We start from the raw sequence: 16,914 nt of genomic DNA, 5'->3' as shown, positions 1-16,914 counted from the left end.
GTGAGACCACAATGTCAGTTCGCCTGCCTTCGAGGCTCGCTCCGCTCGCACCTCAGGCAGCGTGGGGTGGCTCTTCCCGCGTCCATGACGTCGGCAACGCCGACGGAGGGACGCTGACTCGAGAGTTACGGGACCACCGCGCTGACCTGGGGAGATGCAGTCTGCCGCGGAGGCGCTCCGGACACTCTGTGTCCTGTCGGAGAGTCTGTGTGCTGCAGCACCCAGTTGACCCGATTCGACACAGGGTGTGGGCGGGCCGGGGTGCGGTGGCTATCCGCTGATCTTGTCCAGCAACGCCGGGAGATCGGCGAGCGAGTCGATGATGTGGTCAGGCACCGGACCGAATTCGTCGCGCTGCAATGCCCGGAGCGCTTCCTCGCGAAACTTGCCGGTCTTCACGAGCACCCCGATCAGCGCCGACGCCTGGGCGCCGAGGACGTCGTTGTGCATGTCGTCGCCGACCATCACCACCTGGGTCGGTTCGAGCGCCATCAGTTCCACAGCGGCCCGAAAGCCGAGGGGCGACGGTTTGCCGATCGCCTTGATCTTGCGGCCGACCGCTTTCTCGAGGCCTTCGAGGTACACGCCGGTGTCGATCTTGAGGCCGTCGGCGGTCGACCACGTCATCGACCGGTGCATGGCGATCGCCGGCACGCCGTCCATCATCATCTCCAGCACCTTCGACAACGCGTCGTGGCTGAAGACCGGACCGGCGCCGCCGAGCACGATCACCTCCGCGGCGGACGGGTCGTCGGTGAGTTCGACGTCGGACATGTCCTCGGCGATCGGACCTTGGTTGAGCACCCACACGCGTTTGCCGGGAAAGGTCGACGACACGTATTCGGCGGTCAGCTTGGCCGCCGTGAGGATCTCCTTCGCGTCGACCTCGAACCCGCACTCACCGAGCGCCTCGGCGATCTCCCCGCGCGACCGGGACGTGGTGTTGGTCAAGAACATTCGCGGGATGCCGCGGTCGGCGAGTTCGGCCACCGCGTCGACAGCGCCGGGCAGCGCCTTCCACGAGGTGACCATCACCCCGTCGATGTCGAGCAATATGCCCAAAGCCATGGCACCGAATGTAGTGCGACGCCCGGGGAGTTGCAGCGCGGCGGACGGAGCTCACCCCAGCCGGAGGACCTCGACGTCGTCATCGGGAGCCAGCTCGGTCACCTCGGGAGGAATGTCGATCAGCGCGTCGGCCGCTGCGAGATAGCGGAGATGATGCGACGCCGGCGGACCGATCGGATCGACGATCGGCGCAGCGCCGTCGTCCGAGCGGATCACCCCGCGCAGGAACTGCCGCTTGCCCGGCGTCGAGCGCACCGCCGAGCCGAGCCGAGCATGCACGCGCGGTCGGTGTGGTGACATCTCCGCGGCCGCCCGCAGCGGAGGCCGGATGAACACCTCGAACGACACGAGCGCGCTGACCGGGTTGCCGGGCAGCGTGACGATCGGCACCCGACGTCCACCTGGCGCGGCGATGTGACCACAGCCCTGGGGCATGCCGGGCTGCATCGCGACCTTCACGAACTCGACGTCCGGGTTGCGTGACAGCGCATCCTTGACCACCTCGAACGCGCCCGCACTGACGCCACCGGAGGTGATGATCGCGTCGGCGTCGTCGGCGACGGTGTCGAGCCGGGCGAGGAAATCGTCGACGTCGTCCGGGACGAAATGCAGATGACGCGCGATGGCCCCCGCCTCGGTCACCGCGGCCGTGAGCATCGCGCCGTTGGATTCGTAGATCTGTCCGTGCTCGAGTTCGGTTCCGGGAGCGACGAGTTCGGACCCGGTGGACAGCACCACGACCCGGAGTCGCCGAGCCACCGTCACCTCGGCGATCCCGAGCGCAGAAAGCAGCCCCACCTGCGACGCTCCGATCACGGTGCCGCTCGGCAGTGCTCGTTCGCCGTGCAGGATGTCGGAGCCCGCAGCTCGAATGTGCTTGCCGACCTCGACAGCAGCGGTGATCGACACCGTGCTGGTCGAGCCGTCGGTGAGCTCGACCGGTACCACCGCATCCGCCCCCTCGGGCAGCGGCGCACCGGTCATGATCCGATGTGCGGTGCCGGGCGCGAGGACCAGCGAGTCGGTGCGGCCGGCAGGGATGTCGTGGGCCACCGGTAGTGCGACAGGATGCTCTGGGGTGGCCGACGCGATCTCTGCAGCACGGACGGCGTAACCGTCCATCGCGGAGTTGTCGAAACCGGGAAGCGAGATGGGCGCATGAACGTCGCCCATCGTGACCAGACCCAAGGCATCGGGCGTGGGCAGGCGGACCGCTTCCGGAGCCGGAAACAGTGCCGCGACGACAGCTTGGTGCTCGACGACCGAACGCATGATGCTCAGCATGCCACCCCGCCCCGCGGACACCCACGGGATCTAAGCTGTAGCCGTGCCCGTTGGCACATTCATCGACGCAACAGGAGGCAGTGGTGGCCAGACGTCCGCGACCGGACGGATCGACCAACAGCCCGGCGGGTGAGATCAACCCGTTCGCCCACCTGCTCGACCTGGCACGCGAGACGATCCCGCCGATTCATCGCGCCGGACTGCCCTTCGTTCTCGGACCCGCTGCGGTGGCACTGCTCGGGCGGCGACATCCCTGGATCGCCCGGCCCGCCGCCCTGACCGCGGGGGCGTGCGCCGCGTTCTTCCGGCATCCGAGTCGGGTGCCGCCGACCGGGAACGGCATCGTCGTGGCACCCGCCGACGGAACGATAGCGCTGGTCGACGAAGCGGTGCCGCCCGCCGAGGCCGACCTGGGGACCGAACCGCTGCCCCGGGTCTCGACCTTCCTCTCGATCTTCGACGTCCATGTCCAGCGCGCCCCGATCGCGGGCACCGTCACGTCGGTCACCCACACTCCCGGCGCCTTCCTGTCCGCGGACCTCCCGGAGGCGAGTTCGGACAACGAACGAACCACGATGACCCTGCGCTGCGCCGACGCGACCGGCGGTGAAACGGAGATCGCGGTCGTGCAGATCGCCGGGCTCATCGCGCGTCGGATCGTCTGCGAGCCGGGGGTCGGGGATCAGCTCGCGATCGGTGCGACCTACGGCCTGATCCGGTTCGGCTCCCGGGTCGACGTCTACTTCCCGCGCGGCACTCGACCCCTGGTGTCGGTGGGCCAGCGCGCGGTCGGCGGCGAAACCCCACTCGCCGTCCTGGCGGGATGACGCGGACGCGATGACGACTACACGATGACGATTTCACGATGACGGGCCCCAAGCCGGATCGCACCAAACGGTCGTCCCGCACGCCGACCAGCCGTTCCGCCGGTCGCGCGGCGCGCTCGACCACCAAGGTCACCGGCGGGCCGACCCCGGCCGAACGCAACCGGCTACGACGGCAGGCCGCGGCCGGCCGCATGTTCGTGCCGTCGGCCCTGACGATCCTGGCGATCTGCGCAGGCCTGACCGCGATGCGCGCAGCGACCACCGGCGACATCAACGCGGCCATGGGTCTCGTCGTCGCGGCTGCACTGCTCGACGGACTCGACGGTCGGGTCGCGCGGATGATGGGCGCGACCACCCGCATCGGCGCCGAGATCGACTCGCTGGCCGACGCGATCAACTTCGGCGTCGTACCGGCCATGATCGTGTATTTCCACCTCATGGACGGGCAGGATCTCGGTTGGGCGCTGGCCCTGATCTATTGCTGCGCGATCGTGCTGCGGCTGGCCCGGTTCAACACCCTGCTCGACGACGACGAAGCGCCCGCCTACACACGCGACTTCTTCGTCGGCGTTCCGGCGCCCGCCGCGGCCATCTGTGCGCTGCTCCCCATCGGTCTGGCGCAACAGTTCGGCGACGGGTGGTGGACCTCGCTGCCCGCGGTCGGCGGGTGGCTGGTGCTGGTCGCGTTCCTCGCGGTCAGTCGCATCCCGACCGCATCGCTCAAGGCCGCGTCGGTTCCTCCGCGTGCGCTGGCAGCTGTGCTCATCCTGGTCGCCATCGGCGCTGCTCTCCTGCTGACCTTCCCGTACGTGCTGATGATGATCGCGATCGCCGGGTACGCCGCACACATCCCGTTCGCCTGGCGGTCCCGACGCTGGGTGGCGTCGCGGCCGGAGTTCTGGGAGGACCGTCCGGCCGAGCGACGCGCACAACGTCGGGCCATCCGCGCGACCGGCGGTCGTCGGCGTCGACCGGCGATCAGGAAGTCGCAGGCACGGCTCGGGCTGAACCGACCGACGGCACCGGCACCCGCCCAGGCGCCGACCGATGCGGGTGAGACGCCGTGAGCGCACCGAACGGCCTCACCCTCACCGCGCGCCTGAACACCTCGGCAGCCGATTCCCGCCGCGGTCTCGTGCGCGTACACCCCGAAGTGCTGACCGCGCTGGCGCTGCGCGAATGGGATGCGGTGTCGATCATCGGTGCCCGAGTCACCGCGGCAGTGATCGCGGCGACCGAGTCGAGCACCCCGACCGGCGTCGCGCTCCTCGACGACATCACGTTCTCCAACGCCGGGGTCAAAGAAGACGCTCCCGTGGTGCTCTCACGAGTGATCGTGCACGGCGCAAGTCGCGTGGTGGTCACCGGTTCGGCGCTGGCGACGCGGTCGGTCGACGAGGCGACGCTGCGCCGGGCGCTACTGGGCAAGGTGCTGTCGGTCGGCGACGCGGTGTCGTTGCTGCCGCGCGATCTCGGCCCGGAACTCGCCGCCACCGAGGCGACCCGATCGCTGGCTCGCTCGGTCGGCATCACGTGGACCAACGAGTTGCTGACGGTGTCGGGCACCGACCCCGCGTCGCCCGTCAGCGTGCAGCCCAACACCGCGGTGCTGTGGTCCACCGGTTCGGAAGTGCCGGATACACAAGGCTTTTCGCCGAGCATCCCGGGTCTGGGCATAGTTCCAGCGGGTTCGACACAGCGCGCGGCGACCGCGCCTGCCGACCGCGTGCCGGTGCGTCCGGTGTCCGAACTCGTCGGCGTCGACATCCAGATCGGCAAACTCACCGAATGGCTGCAGATCACCCTCGACGAGCCCGAGGTCCTGCGCACACTCGGCGCGGCACCCCGACTCGGCGTGCTGATCTCCGGGCCGGCCGGCGCAGGTAAGGCGACAATGGTGCGTTCCGTATGCGCCGACCGCCCGCTCGTCAGCGTCGACGGTCCGACGACCGGCGCCATGGAGTCCAACGCCCGACTCCGTGTGGTGACCGACGCCCTCGCACAGGTCCGCGGCGGCGGTGGCGTACTGCTCATCACCGACGTCGACGCCCTGCTGCCCGCCGAACCCGACCCGGTGGCGACGCTGATCCTCGACGCGTTGCGGTCGGGCATCGCCGACGGGGCGGTCGCGCTGATCGCGACGACCGCCGAACCCGCTCGCCTCGACGTCCGACTCCGCGACCCCGACCTCTGCGACCGCGAACTCATCGTCGGCCTGCCCGACGCGGCGACCCGCGCCCGTCTGCTGTCCGCGATACTCAAAGGCGTTCCCACCGACGGCGATCTGGATCTGGCCGCAGTCGCCGCCCGCGCCCCCGGCTTCGTCGCCGGTGATCTCGCGGCGCTCACCCGCGAGGCCGCGTTGCGTGCGGCGGCCCGCGCAAGCAACGACAAGTCGTCGCCCGCCCTGCGCACCGACGACCTCCTCGGCGCTCTGTCCGTGATCCGGCCGGTGTCGCGCGGCGATTCGCCGGAGGTCGCGCTGGGGTCCATCACGCTCGACGACGTCGGCGACATGGTCGAGACCAAACAGGCCCTCACCGAGGCCGTGCTGTGGCCGTTGCAGCATCCCGACACCTTTGCCCGGCTCGGTGTCGAACCTCCGCGCGGCGTGCTGCTGTTCGGCCCACCCGGGTGCGGCAAGACCTTCGTCGTGCGGGCCCTCGCCGCGTCGGGCCGGCTGTCGGTGCACACGGTCAAGGGCGCCGAACTCATGGACAAGTGGGTCGGTGCTTCGGAGAAGGCCGTTCGTGATCTGTTCGCGCGCGCACGGGAATCTGCGCCGTCGCTGATCTTCCTCGACGAGGTCGACGCCCTGGCTCCGCGTCGCGGTCAGTCCACCGACTCCGGGGTCGCCGACCGGGTGGTTGCGTCGCTGCTCACCGAGCTCGACGGTGTCGAACCCCTGCAGGACGTGGTGGTCCTCGGCGCCACCAACCGTCCCGACCTCATCGACCCGGCGCTGCTGCGGCCGGGTCGTCTCGAACGACTGGTGTTCGTCCCGCCGCCGGATGCCGCGGCGCGCGCCGACATCCTGCGCGCCACCGGTAAGAACGTCCCGCTCGACGGCATCGACATCGACGACCTCGCCGCCGACCTCGACGGCTACTCCGCAGCCGACTGTTCGGCATTGCTCCGCGAGGCAGCGCTGTCGGCGATGCGCCGCGACATCGACACCGCGACCGTCACCGCCGACGACGTCACCGAGGCCCGTAGCCGGGTGCGGCCGTCGCTGGACGCCGCCCAGGTGGAGAACCTCCGCGCCTACGCCGAGCGTCGCGTGGAGTAGGCGGCGCTCCAGCGCCGAGCGGGTCGCGTCAGCCCCAGGTCCCCGACTCCAGCAATTCCTTGGCCTCGAGTCGGCGGAGTTTGCCCGACGTGGTTCGGGGCAAGGTTCCGGGGTCGACGAACACCACGTCGGTCGGCAGCACCCCGCACTCTGCGGCCACGGCGGTACCGACGTCGGCCCGTGCCGCGTCGGCATCCCGGCCGCGGAACTCGGCGATCACCACAAGCCCTGGGCGCGAAGATGATTCCGCGCGGGCCACGGCGACGACACCACCACTGCGCACGCCCTTCACCGTCGCAGCTGCCCGTTCGACCTCCACCGGATACAGATTGCGGCCGGCCACGATGATGATCTCCTTGGACCGCCCACAGATCACCAGTCGCCCGTCGATCAGATAGCCGAGATCGCCGGTCGCGAACCACTCGCCCGGTCGCAGCGGTGGCTGACCGAGGTACCCCGACATCATCGATGTCCCGCGGATCTCGACGGAACCGACGTCGCGTCCGGCGATCGCCTGGACCGCCACATCCGCCGTCACCACCCGAATCTCCATGCCGGGCAAGGGCTCACCGAGGATCGCGTAGCGTCGTCGAATTGCCTCACCACCGCCCGGCGGTGTGACGAGGACGTCGTCGTAGTTGGCTCCCTCACCCGCCGACGGCATGGTGACCGCGCACGCCGATTCAGCCATCCCGAACGCGGGAGTGGCGGCAGCAGGGTCGAACCCGACCTTGGCCGCCTCCGCGAGGAACTTGTCGAAGGCGTCCGGATCGATGGGTTCGCCGCCGCTGATCGCCACCCGCAAATGCGACAGGTCGGCATCGCGCAGAAGACGCCCGTAGCGGCCGAGCAGGTCGTAAGCGAAGTTGGGTGCTCCGGTGACCGTTGCGCGGGTCTCGGTGAGCCATTTCGGCCAACTGAACGGCGATGCCGCGAACGCCGTGTTGGGGACGACGAAGATGGGTCCGCCGACCCCCATCGAGCCGAGCAGGAACATCAGGCCCATGTCGTGGTAGAGCGGCAACCAGCTGAACCCGACGTCATGCTCGGCACTCAGTCCCAGCCGTTCACCCATCTCGACGGCATTGGTGAGGGCCGCGGCCCGCGAGATGACCGCGGTCTTGGGCTCGCCGGTCGAACCAGCGGTGCCCTGCAGGATCGCGGGATCCTCAGGGGAGGCGGGGACCGGTTCGAAATCGGCGGCATCCGCGTCGACGCCGTAGGTTCGTGCATCGGTCACCCGCAGCGTCCCGTCGATCTCCGAGAGTTGGGCGAGTTCGGTGCCGCCACCGAGGACGGTGGTCACCCCCACGCCGACGAACCTCTCGTAGGTGGTTTCCGCCCAACGGTCGCGGTCCGCTCCACGCACCGGACCGGGCAGGATCGACACCGCGACCCCCGCGAGGAAGGCGCCCTGAATTGCTGCGATGAGATCAATCGTCGGGTCGCCGATGAGGCCGAGGGCACCGGGTCGCGCCGGGCCGGTCGCTGCCGACGACGCATCGTCGAGCAGTTGCTTTGCGATCTGCGCCGAGCGGGAATGTACCTGCCGCCAGGTTCGCACTTCCCATTGCTTGCACTCGCCGTCCAGCACCGACACCTCCGCGACCGATCGCATCGCGTCGCGGAAGTGCCGTGCCAGCTTGTCGGTATCGGTGAGGCTGTCAGTATCGGCGAAGTTGGGGCTTGTCTGAGTCACGCTCGGTCCTCCGGTGGGTGGTCGAAGGTCGAGCCCTCAACTGCTTTGGCAAGCCTCACTTTACCCGTGGGAAATACGCACTGCGAACTGATTAGTTGGCTGCCGTCGGCGCCTGCGGCTGGTTCTGGCCTCCGGATTGTTGCCCGTTGGGCATCTGACCCTGACCCATCTGACCATTCGGCATCTGACCCGGCCCCATCTGACCGTTCATGCCACCCGGCCCCATCTGGCCATTCATGCCACCCCGGCCGCCCGGTCCGTTCATCTGGTTCGAGTTGCTCGAACTGTTGTCGCCGACGATGTAACCCGCCCCGAATCCGAGCAGGCCGGCGAGCACGGCGATGCCCACCCCGCCCGCGACGATCGCGTTCTTGACCTTCGACGGCAGATTCACACCGCCGCGATCGACGGGTTCGGTGGGCTGTGGTGTAACCGGCGCCGGTTCGGTCAGCGTTGCCGTCGCAGCGGTGCCGGTGTCGTGCGTAGGTGTGGTGTCGGACATCGGTGTCGATCTCACTTTCTCAGTGGCCCGACGATCGCCGGGCTCGGTGAATGTGAGACCACGGTGCCCGCGGGCGCTATGTCCGGACTGCCGGGCGCCTGCCAATCGGCTGTGAGCACAGAGTCCGGGCGTCAGAAGCCGGCGGCCGGGGTCAGGCAGCGGTGACCTGGTAGATCACCGACGACGCCCCTGCAGCGGCCTGCGGCGAGGTCCCGACCGTCACCACGTACTTGGTGCCGTCCTTGTCCGCGGACAGGATCACCACCATCTGGCCGCCGACGGAGTTGCGCGACGATTCGACGTACCCGTCGTCGGTGAGCTTCTTCACGGCCACGTCGAGTTGATTGCCACCGTTGGCCGGGCCCTGGATCGTCACCGTCCAGCCCTGCTCCTGGGTGCCCGACGCACTGAGCACGGTCCCGTCGAGGAGGGGCACCTGGTCTTTGGGGAAGTCACCCGGCAGGGCGACCCCGTCGGGCGCCGACTCCTCGGCGGTTCCGCAAGCACCGAGAACACCGATCGCGGTGGCCATCGCGGCGATCGCGAGAGCGGTACGAACGAGCCACCCGAACCTGAACATGGGAGCAACGGTAAGCTAGGTCGCGCGGGCAGACGTCCGTGACACCCCGCCGATCGAGAAGACGGAGTGCCCTTTTGATTTCTGTGTTGGCCGCGCTGGCAGTGTGTGCTGTCGTCGCACCCGCAGTGATCCACGCGATGGGCACCAAGGGTTTCTACGTTCTCGCCCTCGCCCCCGCCGGAGCACTCGCCTGGGTCGTCGCCGAATGGCCGGACGCCGACCCCGCACAAGCGCGCACCGAAACGCTCGAGTGGGTTCCGTCGCTGCAGATGGACATCACCACCCGGTTCGACACACTCGCCGCCATCATGTCGGTGCTCATCCTCGGCGTCGGCGCGCTGGTGCTCTGCTACTGCGCCCACTACTTCGACGACGCTCGTCCGCGGGTCGCCATCTTCGGTGGCGAGATGATCGCGTTCGCCGCCGCGATGTTCGGTCTGGTCGTCTCCGACAACATGCTCGTGCTCTACGTGTTCTGGGAGCTCACGACCGTCCTGTCGTTCATGCTGGTCGGCTTCTACGCGGTACGCGCGACCTCCCGCCGCGCAGCGACGCAGGCACTGCTGGTGACCACCGCGGGCGGCCTGGCGATGCTGGTCGGGATCATCATGCTCGGCGAACGCAGCGGCACCTACCTGCTCTCCGAGATCATCGCGAACCCACCCGCGTCGGGGTCCTACGTCGACGTCGCGGTGGTGCTGCTGCTGATCGGCGCCCTGACCAAATCCGCGATCGTCCCGTTCCACTTCTGGTTGCCCGGCGCGATGGCGGCGCCCACCCCCGTCAGCGCGTATCTGCACGCGGCCGCGATGGTGAAGGCCGGCATCTACCTCATCGCCCGACTGGCCCCGGCGTTCGCGACGACGATGAGCTGGCACGTGGCGGTCGTCGTGCTCGGGTGCGTGACGATGGTGATGGGCGGTTGGCGTTCGCTACGTGAACTCGACCTGAAGCTGATCCTCGCGTTCGGCACGGTGTCGCAGCTCGGTTTCATGGCCGTCCTGGTCGGCATCGGCGACGCGAACGTCGCGATGGCCGGTCTGACGATGCTGGTCGCGCACGCCATGTTCAAGGCGTCGCTGTTCATGGTGGTCGGCATCATCGACCACTCCACCGGTACGCGCGACATCCGCAAACTCGCTCGACTCGGCCATCGGCTGCCGGCGTTGGCCTTGATCGCGGCGATCGCGGGCGCAAGCATGGCCGGACTCCCGTTCACCTTCGGTTTCGTCGGCAAGGAGACGGCCTTCGGTTCGGTGTGGACCACCGGATCGTTCACGTCGTGGCAGGCCGAGACCATCGACATCGTCCTGCTGGTCGGCTCGATCATCACCTTCGCCTACACGTGCCGATTCCTGTGGGGTGCCTTCGGCCGCAAGGTCCGTGCGACGCCGAGTCCGGCGGTCGCCAAGATGCATCCGCCCGCCACCCTGTTCTTCCTGTCTCCAGTTGTGCTTGCCATCGGCGGTATCGTCGCCGCGCTGGTCAGCCCGCAGATCGGCAACCTCTTCGAACCGTACGCCGAGACCCTGCCCACCTACGGTCACGAGCTCGAGCACCTCGCGATGTGGCACGGTTTCGGGCTGCCGGTGGTGTTCTCGATCGTCGTCGTCGTCGCGGGTGCCGGAGTCTTCCTGGTGGCCCGGCAGCTGCGCGGACGCCTGTTCCGCTACCGCCAGCCGGTCAACGCCGACCGCATCTACGACGCCACGCTGCGCGGCGCCGACACCCTGTCGCTGATGCTGACCCGCAACACCCAGCGCGGATCGCTGCCGGTGACCCAGGGTGTGATCCTCGCGACGTCGATCCTGCTGCCGGTCGTGGTGCTGTTCCTGGGCGCCCGCAACAGTCTGGACATCGACGGCCTCGGGTCGCCGCCACAGGTGGTGATCGGCGGGATCATGATCGCGTCGGCGCTGGCAGCGACCGTCTTGCGCAACCGTCTTGCCGGCACGCTGATCGTCGGCGTCACCGGCTACGGCTGCGGCATGCTCTTCGCGCTCTACGGCGCACCCGACCTCGCACTCACCCAGTTCCTCGTCGAGACCCTCACGCTGGTCATCTTCGTGCTGGTGCTGCGCAAGCTGCCCGCCGAACCCGAACCGCGGCATGCCACCGGCTTCAAGCCATTGCGCGCGCTGATCGGCGTGGCCTTCGGCGCGATGCTCGTGGCCGTCGGCTTGTTCGCCGCGGCAGCACGTTCCACGCAGCCACTGCACGTCGACATCCCGGAAGCCGCCTACAAGTTCGGCCACGGCGCGAACGCGGTGAACGTCCTGCTCGTCGACATCCGCGCGTGGGACACGCTCGGCGAGGTGTCGGTGCTCATCGTCGCCGCGACCGGCGTGGCGTCGATGGTGTTCCGCAACCGCCGGTTCGGTGCCGCACCCCGCGTCGCCGACGCCGCCCGACTCAACGGCAACACCCTCAACGGACACACCGACACCGCCGAGGACGACGATCCGATCCCGCCCGACCGCACCACCTGGTTGCTCGGCAGCGGCCTGCGCGATCCGCGACACCGGTCGATGGTGCTCGAGGCCACCACCCGCCTGATCTTCCCGACCATGGTGGTGCTGTCGGTCTACTTCTTCTATGCCGGCCACAACGCGCCGGGCGGTGGTTTCGCCGGCGGCCTCACCATGGGGTTGGCGCTGGTGCTGCGCTACCTCGCCGGCGGACGCTACGAACTCGGCGAGGCGCTGCCCGTGGAGCCGGGCCGCATCCTGGGTGCCGGTCTCGCGATCTCGGCGACCACCGCGGTCGTCTCGCTGTTCCTGGGTGCGCCCGCGCTCTCGTCGGCGGTCTTCACCATCACGCTCCCCGTACTCGGCGACATCAAGCTGGTCACCGCCCTGTTCTTCGACCTGGGCATCTACCTCATCGTCGTCGGTCTGGTGCTCGACGTGCTGCGCAGCCTGGGCGCACGCCTGGATGTCGAGACCGCCGTCGAGGCGAATCAACCGCTATCGGATCAGCGGGTGAGCCGATGAGCGTCAACCTGTTCCTGCTGATCGTCGTCGGCTCGATGGCGGCCTGTGGTGCGTACTTGCTGATGGAACGCAGCGTGGTCCGGATGCTGCTCGGGCTGCTGCTCTGCGGCAACGCCATCAACCTGCTGATCATCACGATCTCGGGTGGCATGGGCAATCCGCCCATCATGGGACGGTCGTCGGATAACCGGCCCGCCGACGCCGACCCCCTCGCCCAGGCGATGGTGCTGACCGCCATCGTGATCACCATGGGTGTGGCCGCTTTCGTGCTCGCCATGGTGTACCGACTGTTCGTCCTCAACCGCGACGACGACGACCTCGATGACGACACCGAGGACGTCAAGATCCAGTCGACCACGCTCGACACCGCACCCGACCGCGACCGCACCGACGACCCGGTCACCCACGCCGACACGAAGGCCGGCGACTTCTTCGACGACGACGGCAACCCACTCACCGCAGAAGAAGCGGCCGCACGGCACCGGGAACTGCTGGAGACCGACATCATGCCGGAGGACGCCGACGTCATCGACGAGATCGGTGACGACGACTCCGACGATGCCAACCCGGTGACCACGGGAGGTGATGGTCGATGACACCGCAGGAGTCCTGGTTCCCGGTCCTGATCGTCCTCCCGACACTGGTCCCGATGATCGCGGCGGCACTGACGCTGCTGCAGAGCCGTAGCCCGCGCTTCCAGCGTGCGGTGACGACCGGCGCGATCGGCACCGCGTTCGTCGCGTCGTGCCTGCTGCTCTACCTCACCAACCGCTACGGCACGTGGTCGCTCACCATCGGCGGGTGGGGAGATAAGGGTTATCCCAACGGACCGCTGGGCATCACCCTGGTGGTCGATCAGCTCGCCGCGCTGATGCTGGTGGTGTCGACGAGCGTGCTGCTGTGCGTCGTCGTGTACGCGATCGGGCAGGGTATCCGGGACGGGACCGAGCAACAGCCGGTGTCGATCTTCCTGCCCACCTACCTGATCCTGACCGCGGGTGTGTGCAACGCCTTCCTCGCCGGCGACCTGTTCAACCTCTACGTCTCCTTCGAGGTGCTGCTGGCCGCTAGCTTCGTACTGCTCACCCTGGGTGCCAGCGCCGAACGCGTGCGGGCCGGGGCGTCGTACGTGATGGTCTCGATGGTGTCGTCGCTGATCTTCCTGGCAGGCATAGCCTTCGCGTACGCGACCACCGGCACGCTGAATCTCGCGGAGATGGCCCTACGGCTCGACGACGTTCCCAGCGGCACCCGCAACGCGCTCTACGCGGTCCTGCTGGTCGCCTTCGGCATCAAGGCGGCGGTGTTCCCGCTCTCGACGTGGCTGCCCGACTCCTACCCGACCGCGCCGGCCCCGGTGACCGCGGTGTTCGCCGGTTTGCTGACCAAGGTCGGTGTGTACGCGATCATCCGCGCGCATTCGCTGCTGTTCCCTGGCGGGTCAATGGACAACATGCTCCTCGTAGCCGGGCTGCTGACGATGCTGGTGGGCATCTTCGGTGCCATCGCCCAGTCCGACATCAAACGTCTGTTGTCGTTCACCCTGGTCAGTCACATCGGCTACATGATCTTCGGTATCGCATTGTCGTCGGAGATCGGGATGTCGGCGGCCATCTTCTACGTGGCACACCACATCCTCGTGCAGACGACGCTGTTCCTGGTGGTCGGGCTGATCGAGCGGCAGGCCGGGTCGGCGTCGCTGCGACGGCTCGGTGGCCTGATCGCCAGCCCGGTGCTGGCGGCCCTGTTCCTCATCCCGGCGCTGAATCTGGGTGGTATTCCGCCGTTCTCCGGGTTCATCGGCAAGGTCGCGTTGCTCGAGGCGGGCGTGCAGGACGGTTCGGTGCTGGCCTGGGCGCTCGTCGCCGGGTCGGTGGTCACCAGCCTGCTCACCCTGTATGTGGTGGCCCGCGTCTGGACCAAGGGCTTCTGGCGACCGCGCGCCGACGCCCCCGAGGGTGACATGGCCGATCGCGGGCCGTCTGCGCTGATCGACGAGAGCTCCGACATCGCCTTCGACGACCGTCCCGACGTCGGCCGCATGCCGATCACCATGGTGGTCCCCACCGCACTCATGGTCGCCGCCGGATTGGTCCTCACCCTGTGGGCCGGTCCCATCCTGGGCTTCACCGATCGCGCGGCCACCGACATCGTCGATCGCAATGTGTACGTCGAGGCCGTGCTGGGAGAAGGTGCCGCGAAATGAGTTCAGAATCGCGGCCACGCGCGCCGGTGGTCTCCACGAAGGGACCGGTGCGCTCTTTCATCATCAACGCGTGGCGCGTCTCGCTGCTGTTCATCTTCTGGCACTTCGTCGGAGCCCTCGTCTGGGTTCGCGGTCATGTCCGCGTACCGCGCTGGTTAGGCACCGACAGCCGCGAGGTCGCGGTGCGCCTCTGGACCATCGCGTGGCTGACGTTTGTGTGGGTCCTGTTGTGGGGCACCATTTCCTGGGCCAACATCCTGGCTGGACTCCTTCTCGCCGTGCTCATCCTCACCGTGCTGCCGTTGCCGCGGGTGCCGGTGGAAGGCCGCATCCACCCACTCTCTCTGCTGCGTCTGCTGATCAGCCTGTTCTTCGACTTCTTCGTGTCCAGCGCGCAAGTCGCCTGGATGGCCATCCGACCGGGCCCACCGCCGCTCGGTGCGGTCATGCGGGTGCGGGTGGCGATCAAGTCCGACATGGTCCTCACGCTGGCCGTCGACTACCTGAACCTCGTACCGGGCACCATGGTCGTCGAGATCGATCACCGGCGTCGCATGCTCTACATCCACGTCTTCGACGTGCGCACGGAGAAGCAGGTCCGCGCCTTCTACGACGAGATCGCCTACGTGCAGCGCATCTTCATCAAGACCTTCGAGCGTGACGCCGAATGGCATCCGAGCCCCTATCACGGCATCGACGACGATTTCCACGGCGTCCGGCCCGGCGATCGCGAACGGCTCATGGAAGCCAAGGGAGGTGAATCGTGACGGTCGTCTGGTTGTTGTGCGCGGGCATGCTGCTGATCTCCGCGGTGTTGACGACGATTCGTGTTCTGCGCGGCCCCACCACCCTCGACCGGCTGGTGGCGCTCGACGTCATCATCGCCCTGTGCATGTGCGGCCTCGGCCTGTGGGCTGCCTACAGCCTTGATTCGACGGTGGTCCCGGCGATCGTCGCGCTCTCGCTGCTGAGCTTCACCGGTTCGGTGGCCATCGCCCGTTTCCGAGTCCGGGACGACCAGACATGATCATCGACATCGTCAGCGGCGTACTGATGTTCCTCGGAAGCGCGCTGGCGCTCACCGCCGCCATCGGCATCCTCCGCTTCCCCGACACACTCAGCCGCATGCACGCCGCGACCAAGCCGCAAACCTTGGGCCTGCTCCTTTTGCTCCTCGGTGCGATGCTCCGTCTCGGCCACAACGTCGACGTCGGAATGCTCATCCTCGCAAGCCTTTTCGCCCTGATGACCGCGCCGGTGGTCGCACATCGCATCGGCCGCCTCGTATACCAGGAACAACGCGCACGGGACGGCCTGATAGACCGTGCGGACATGGAAGCGGGAGATCGGGACTGAGCCCAGCTTCCGCCGCCGCCTTCCGCTGATCGAGCCGACTCCGAGCCCCCCGTCACGCTGATCGAGCCGACACCGAACCCCACGCTGGTCGAGCCCACCGCCGGCCTCGTCACGCTGATCGAGCCGGTACCGAGCTCCCTGGGGCGAGGCACCGTGTCGAGATCCGCCGGATCGAGCCGGTACCGAGCCCCCTGGGGCGAGGCACCGTGTCGAGATCCGCCGGATCGAGCCGGTACCGAGCCCCCTGGGGCGAGGCACCGTGTCGAGATCACTGTTGATAACCAGAACCGCCGACAACACTTCTTGTCGTACCCCTCTGAGATAGTGGACACATGTTCGAACCGGGGCGGGACACCAGCGAGGCCACACTGGCCGACGCGGGTGAAACCGATCTGGCCACAGCAGCTTCGGCGTTCACGCATATCGAGTTCGAGGTGATGGCCCGCAAAGTCCTGGCCGCCTACCACCTGGGCCGCAAAGTGTTCGACCGCGTCCAGGCCGCCGACTCCGACCGCTACCGCAAACGCATGCCCGACAAAGCCGCCCTCCGCGAAGTGGCGTTGCACTTCGCCGTCCCACCGGCCACCGCCGGACGGTGGATGACCCTGGGCGGGCTGCTCCAAGACCTCCCACAAGTACGGGCAGCGTTCCTGGCCGGCGACCTCTCCGAATCCCGCGCCTCGCTGGTGGCGCACGCGGTGTGCGGCGTGGATGCCGACCAGCGGGCGGCAGCCGAAGAGGCCGCCCTCATTCTGGCCGCCGATGCGTCGACGAATGCGGTGCTGTCGGACAAACTCGACGAACTGGTGATCGCGCTCGATCCGGAGGCGGCCGCGCAGGTGCGCGAGGAGTTCGCCGAGCGCTACCAAGACGTCCGCTTCGGCAAAGCCCCCTACGGGCAAGTCGCCATCTCAGCCACGTTGGGACTTGGCGACGCCCGCTATCTGCAATCCCGGATCACCGGGCTGATCAATCACTTCCTGTGCGGCGACGACCCGCGTCTGCCCGGCCAACGACGCGCCGACGCGCTGGTCGCCATCACTCGCGGCCGCACCGAGTTGGACTGCCGGTGCGGGTCAGACACCTGCGGCGCCCGCGCGAACCAGATAC

15 protein-coding genes are annotated in these 16,914 nt (G+C 68.2%); 10 read left to right on the top strand and 5 right to left on the bottom strand.

Features of this window, described 5'->3' with window-relative positions; translation table 11 throughout:
• Nucleotides 1–270: 270 nt before the first annotated feature.
• Together ACWDTF_RS21120 and moeA are read right to left on the bottom strand one after the other, a co-directional pair.
• On the bottom strand, nt 271–1,068 hold the full coding sequence (locus ACWDTF_RS21120) for an HAD-IIA family hydrolase (protein ID WP_240859871.1): 798 nt from the start codon (nt 1,066–1,068) through the stop codon (nt 271–273).
• Nucleotides 1,069–1,119: 51 nt separating this feature from the next.
• The gene (gene moeA, locus ACWDTF_RS21115; RefSeq protein ID WP_240859872.1) at nt 1,120–2,340 is read right to left on the bottom strand and encodes a molybdopterin molybdotransferase MoeA; all 1,221 of its coding nucleotides are present in this window, start codon (nt 2,338–2,340) and stop codon (nt 1,120–1,122) included.
• 95 nt (nt 2,341–2,435) lie between these two features.
• Between moeA and ACWDTF_RS21110 the strand changes: the two genes are divergently transcribed.
• The 3 genes from ACWDTF_RS21110 to ACWDTF_RS21100 are packed head-to-tail and all read left to right on the top strand — an operon-like array spanning nt 2,436 to nt 6,468.
• On the top strand, nt 2,436–3,179 hold the full coding sequence (locus tag ACWDTF_RS21110) for a phosphatidylserine decarboxylase (protein ID WP_240859874.1): 744 nt from the start codon (nt 2,436–2,438) through the stop codon (nt 3,177–3,179).
• A 38-nt stretch (nt 3,180–3,217) separates the two neighbouring features.
• Nucleotides 3,218–4,246 carry a CDP-alcohol phosphatidyltransferase family protein gene (locus ACWDTF_RS21105; RefSeq protein WP_355276330.1) on the top strand — a complete coding sequence of 343 codons (1,029 nt, stop codon included), beginning with the start codon at nt 3,218–3,220 and terminating at the stop codon, nt 4,244–4,246.
• Entirely contained in the window at nt 4,243–6,468 is a 2,226-nt protein-coding gene (locus ACWDTF_RS21100) for an AAA family ATPase (protein WP_355276332.1), read from the top strand. Before ACWDTF_RS21105 ends, ACWDTF_RS21100 begins: the two co-directional genes overlap by 4 nt.
• 28 nt (nt 6,469–6,496) lie before the next feature.
• Here the strand turns inward: ACWDTF_RS21100 and mbtM are convergent, their stop codons facing one another.
• The 3 genes from mbtM to ACWDTF_RS21085 all read right to left on the bottom strand — a co-directional run bounded on the left by mbtM (nt 6,497) and on the right by ACWDTF_RS21085 (nt 9,249).
• Nucleotides 6,497–8,110, bottom strand: a complete 1,614-nt coding sequence (gene mbtM, locus ACWDTF_RS21095; RefSeq protein ID WP_355276375.1) for a long-chain-fatty acid--ACP ligase MbtM — start codon at nt 8,108–8,110, stop codon at nt 6,497–6,499.
• Nucleotides 8,111–8,258: 148 nt separating this feature from the next.
• A complete protein-coding gene (locus ACWDTF_RS21090; protein ID WP_355276334.1) occupies nt 8,259–8,669 on the bottom strand; it encodes a hypothetical protein in 411 nt (136 codons plus the stop codon).
• A gap of 151 nt (nt 8,670–8,820) precedes the next feature.
• Nucleotides 8,821–9,249, bottom strand: coding sequence for a hypothetical protein (locus tag ACWDTF_RS21085; RefSeq protein WP_240859885.1), 429 nt, complete (start codon nt 9,247–9,249; stop codon nt 8,821–8,823).
• 74 nt (nt 9,250–9,323) lie between these two features.
• Between ACWDTF_RS21085 and ACWDTF_RS21080 the strand changes: the two genes are divergently transcribed.
• The 7 genes from ACWDTF_RS21080 to ACWDTF_RS21050 all read left to right on the top strand — a co-directional run.
• Complete coding sequence (locus tag ACWDTF_RS21080) at nt 9,324–12,242, top strand: Na+/H+ antiporter subunit A (RefSeq protein WP_355276336.1); 2,919 nt, start codon at nt 9,324–9,326, stop codon at nt 12,240–12,242.
• On the top strand, nt 12,239–12,838 hold the full coding sequence (locus tag ACWDTF_RS21075; protein ID WP_240859890.1) for a Na(+)/H(+) antiporter subunit C: 600 nt from the start codon (nt 12,239–12,241) through the stop codon (nt 12,836–12,838). The genes ACWDTF_RS21080 and ACWDTF_RS21075 overlap by 4 nt, the downstream gene beginning before the upstream one ends.
• Complete coding sequence (locus tag ACWDTF_RS21070) at nt 12,835–14,448, top strand: Na+/H+ antiporter subunit D (RefSeq protein WP_449755014.1); 1,614 nt, start codon at nt 12,835–12,837, stop codon at nt 14,446–14,448. Before ACWDTF_RS21075 ends, ACWDTF_RS21070 begins: the two co-directional genes overlap by 4 nt.
• Entirely contained in the window at nt 14,445–15,215 is a 771-nt protein-coding gene (locus ACWDTF_RS21065; RefSeq protein WP_449755013.1) for a Na+/H+ antiporter subunit E, read from the top strand. The genes ACWDTF_RS21070 and ACWDTF_RS21065 overlap by 4 nt, the downstream gene beginning before the upstream one ends.
• Nucleotides 15,212–15,475, top strand: coding sequence for a monovalent cation/H+ antiporter complex subunit F (locus ACWDTF_RS21060; protein WP_240859895.1), 264 nt, complete (start codon nt 15,212–15,214; stop codon nt 15,473–15,475). The genes ACWDTF_RS21065 and ACWDTF_RS21060 overlap by 4 nt, the downstream gene beginning before the upstream one ends.
• Nucleotides 15,472–15,804 carry a monovalent cation/H(+) antiporter subunit G gene (gene mnhG, locus ACWDTF_RS21055; RefSeq protein ID WP_433257752.1) on the top strand — a complete coding sequence of 111 codons (333 nt, stop codon included), beginning with the start codon at nt 15,472–15,474 and terminating at the stop codon, nt 15,802–15,804. Before ACWDTF_RS21060 ends, mnhG begins: the two co-directional genes overlap by 4 nt.
• Nucleotides 15,805–16,136: 332 nt before the next feature.
• A partial coding sequence (locus ACWDTF_RS21050; RefSeq protein ID WP_449755012.1) for a DUF222 domain-containing protein occupies nt 16,137–16,914 on the top strand: 778 nt, incomplete at its 3' end.

This window comes from Gordonia sp. NPDC003422 (assembly GCF_053588675.1).
This window is presented reverse-complemented; position numbering and strand designations above follow the sequence as displayed.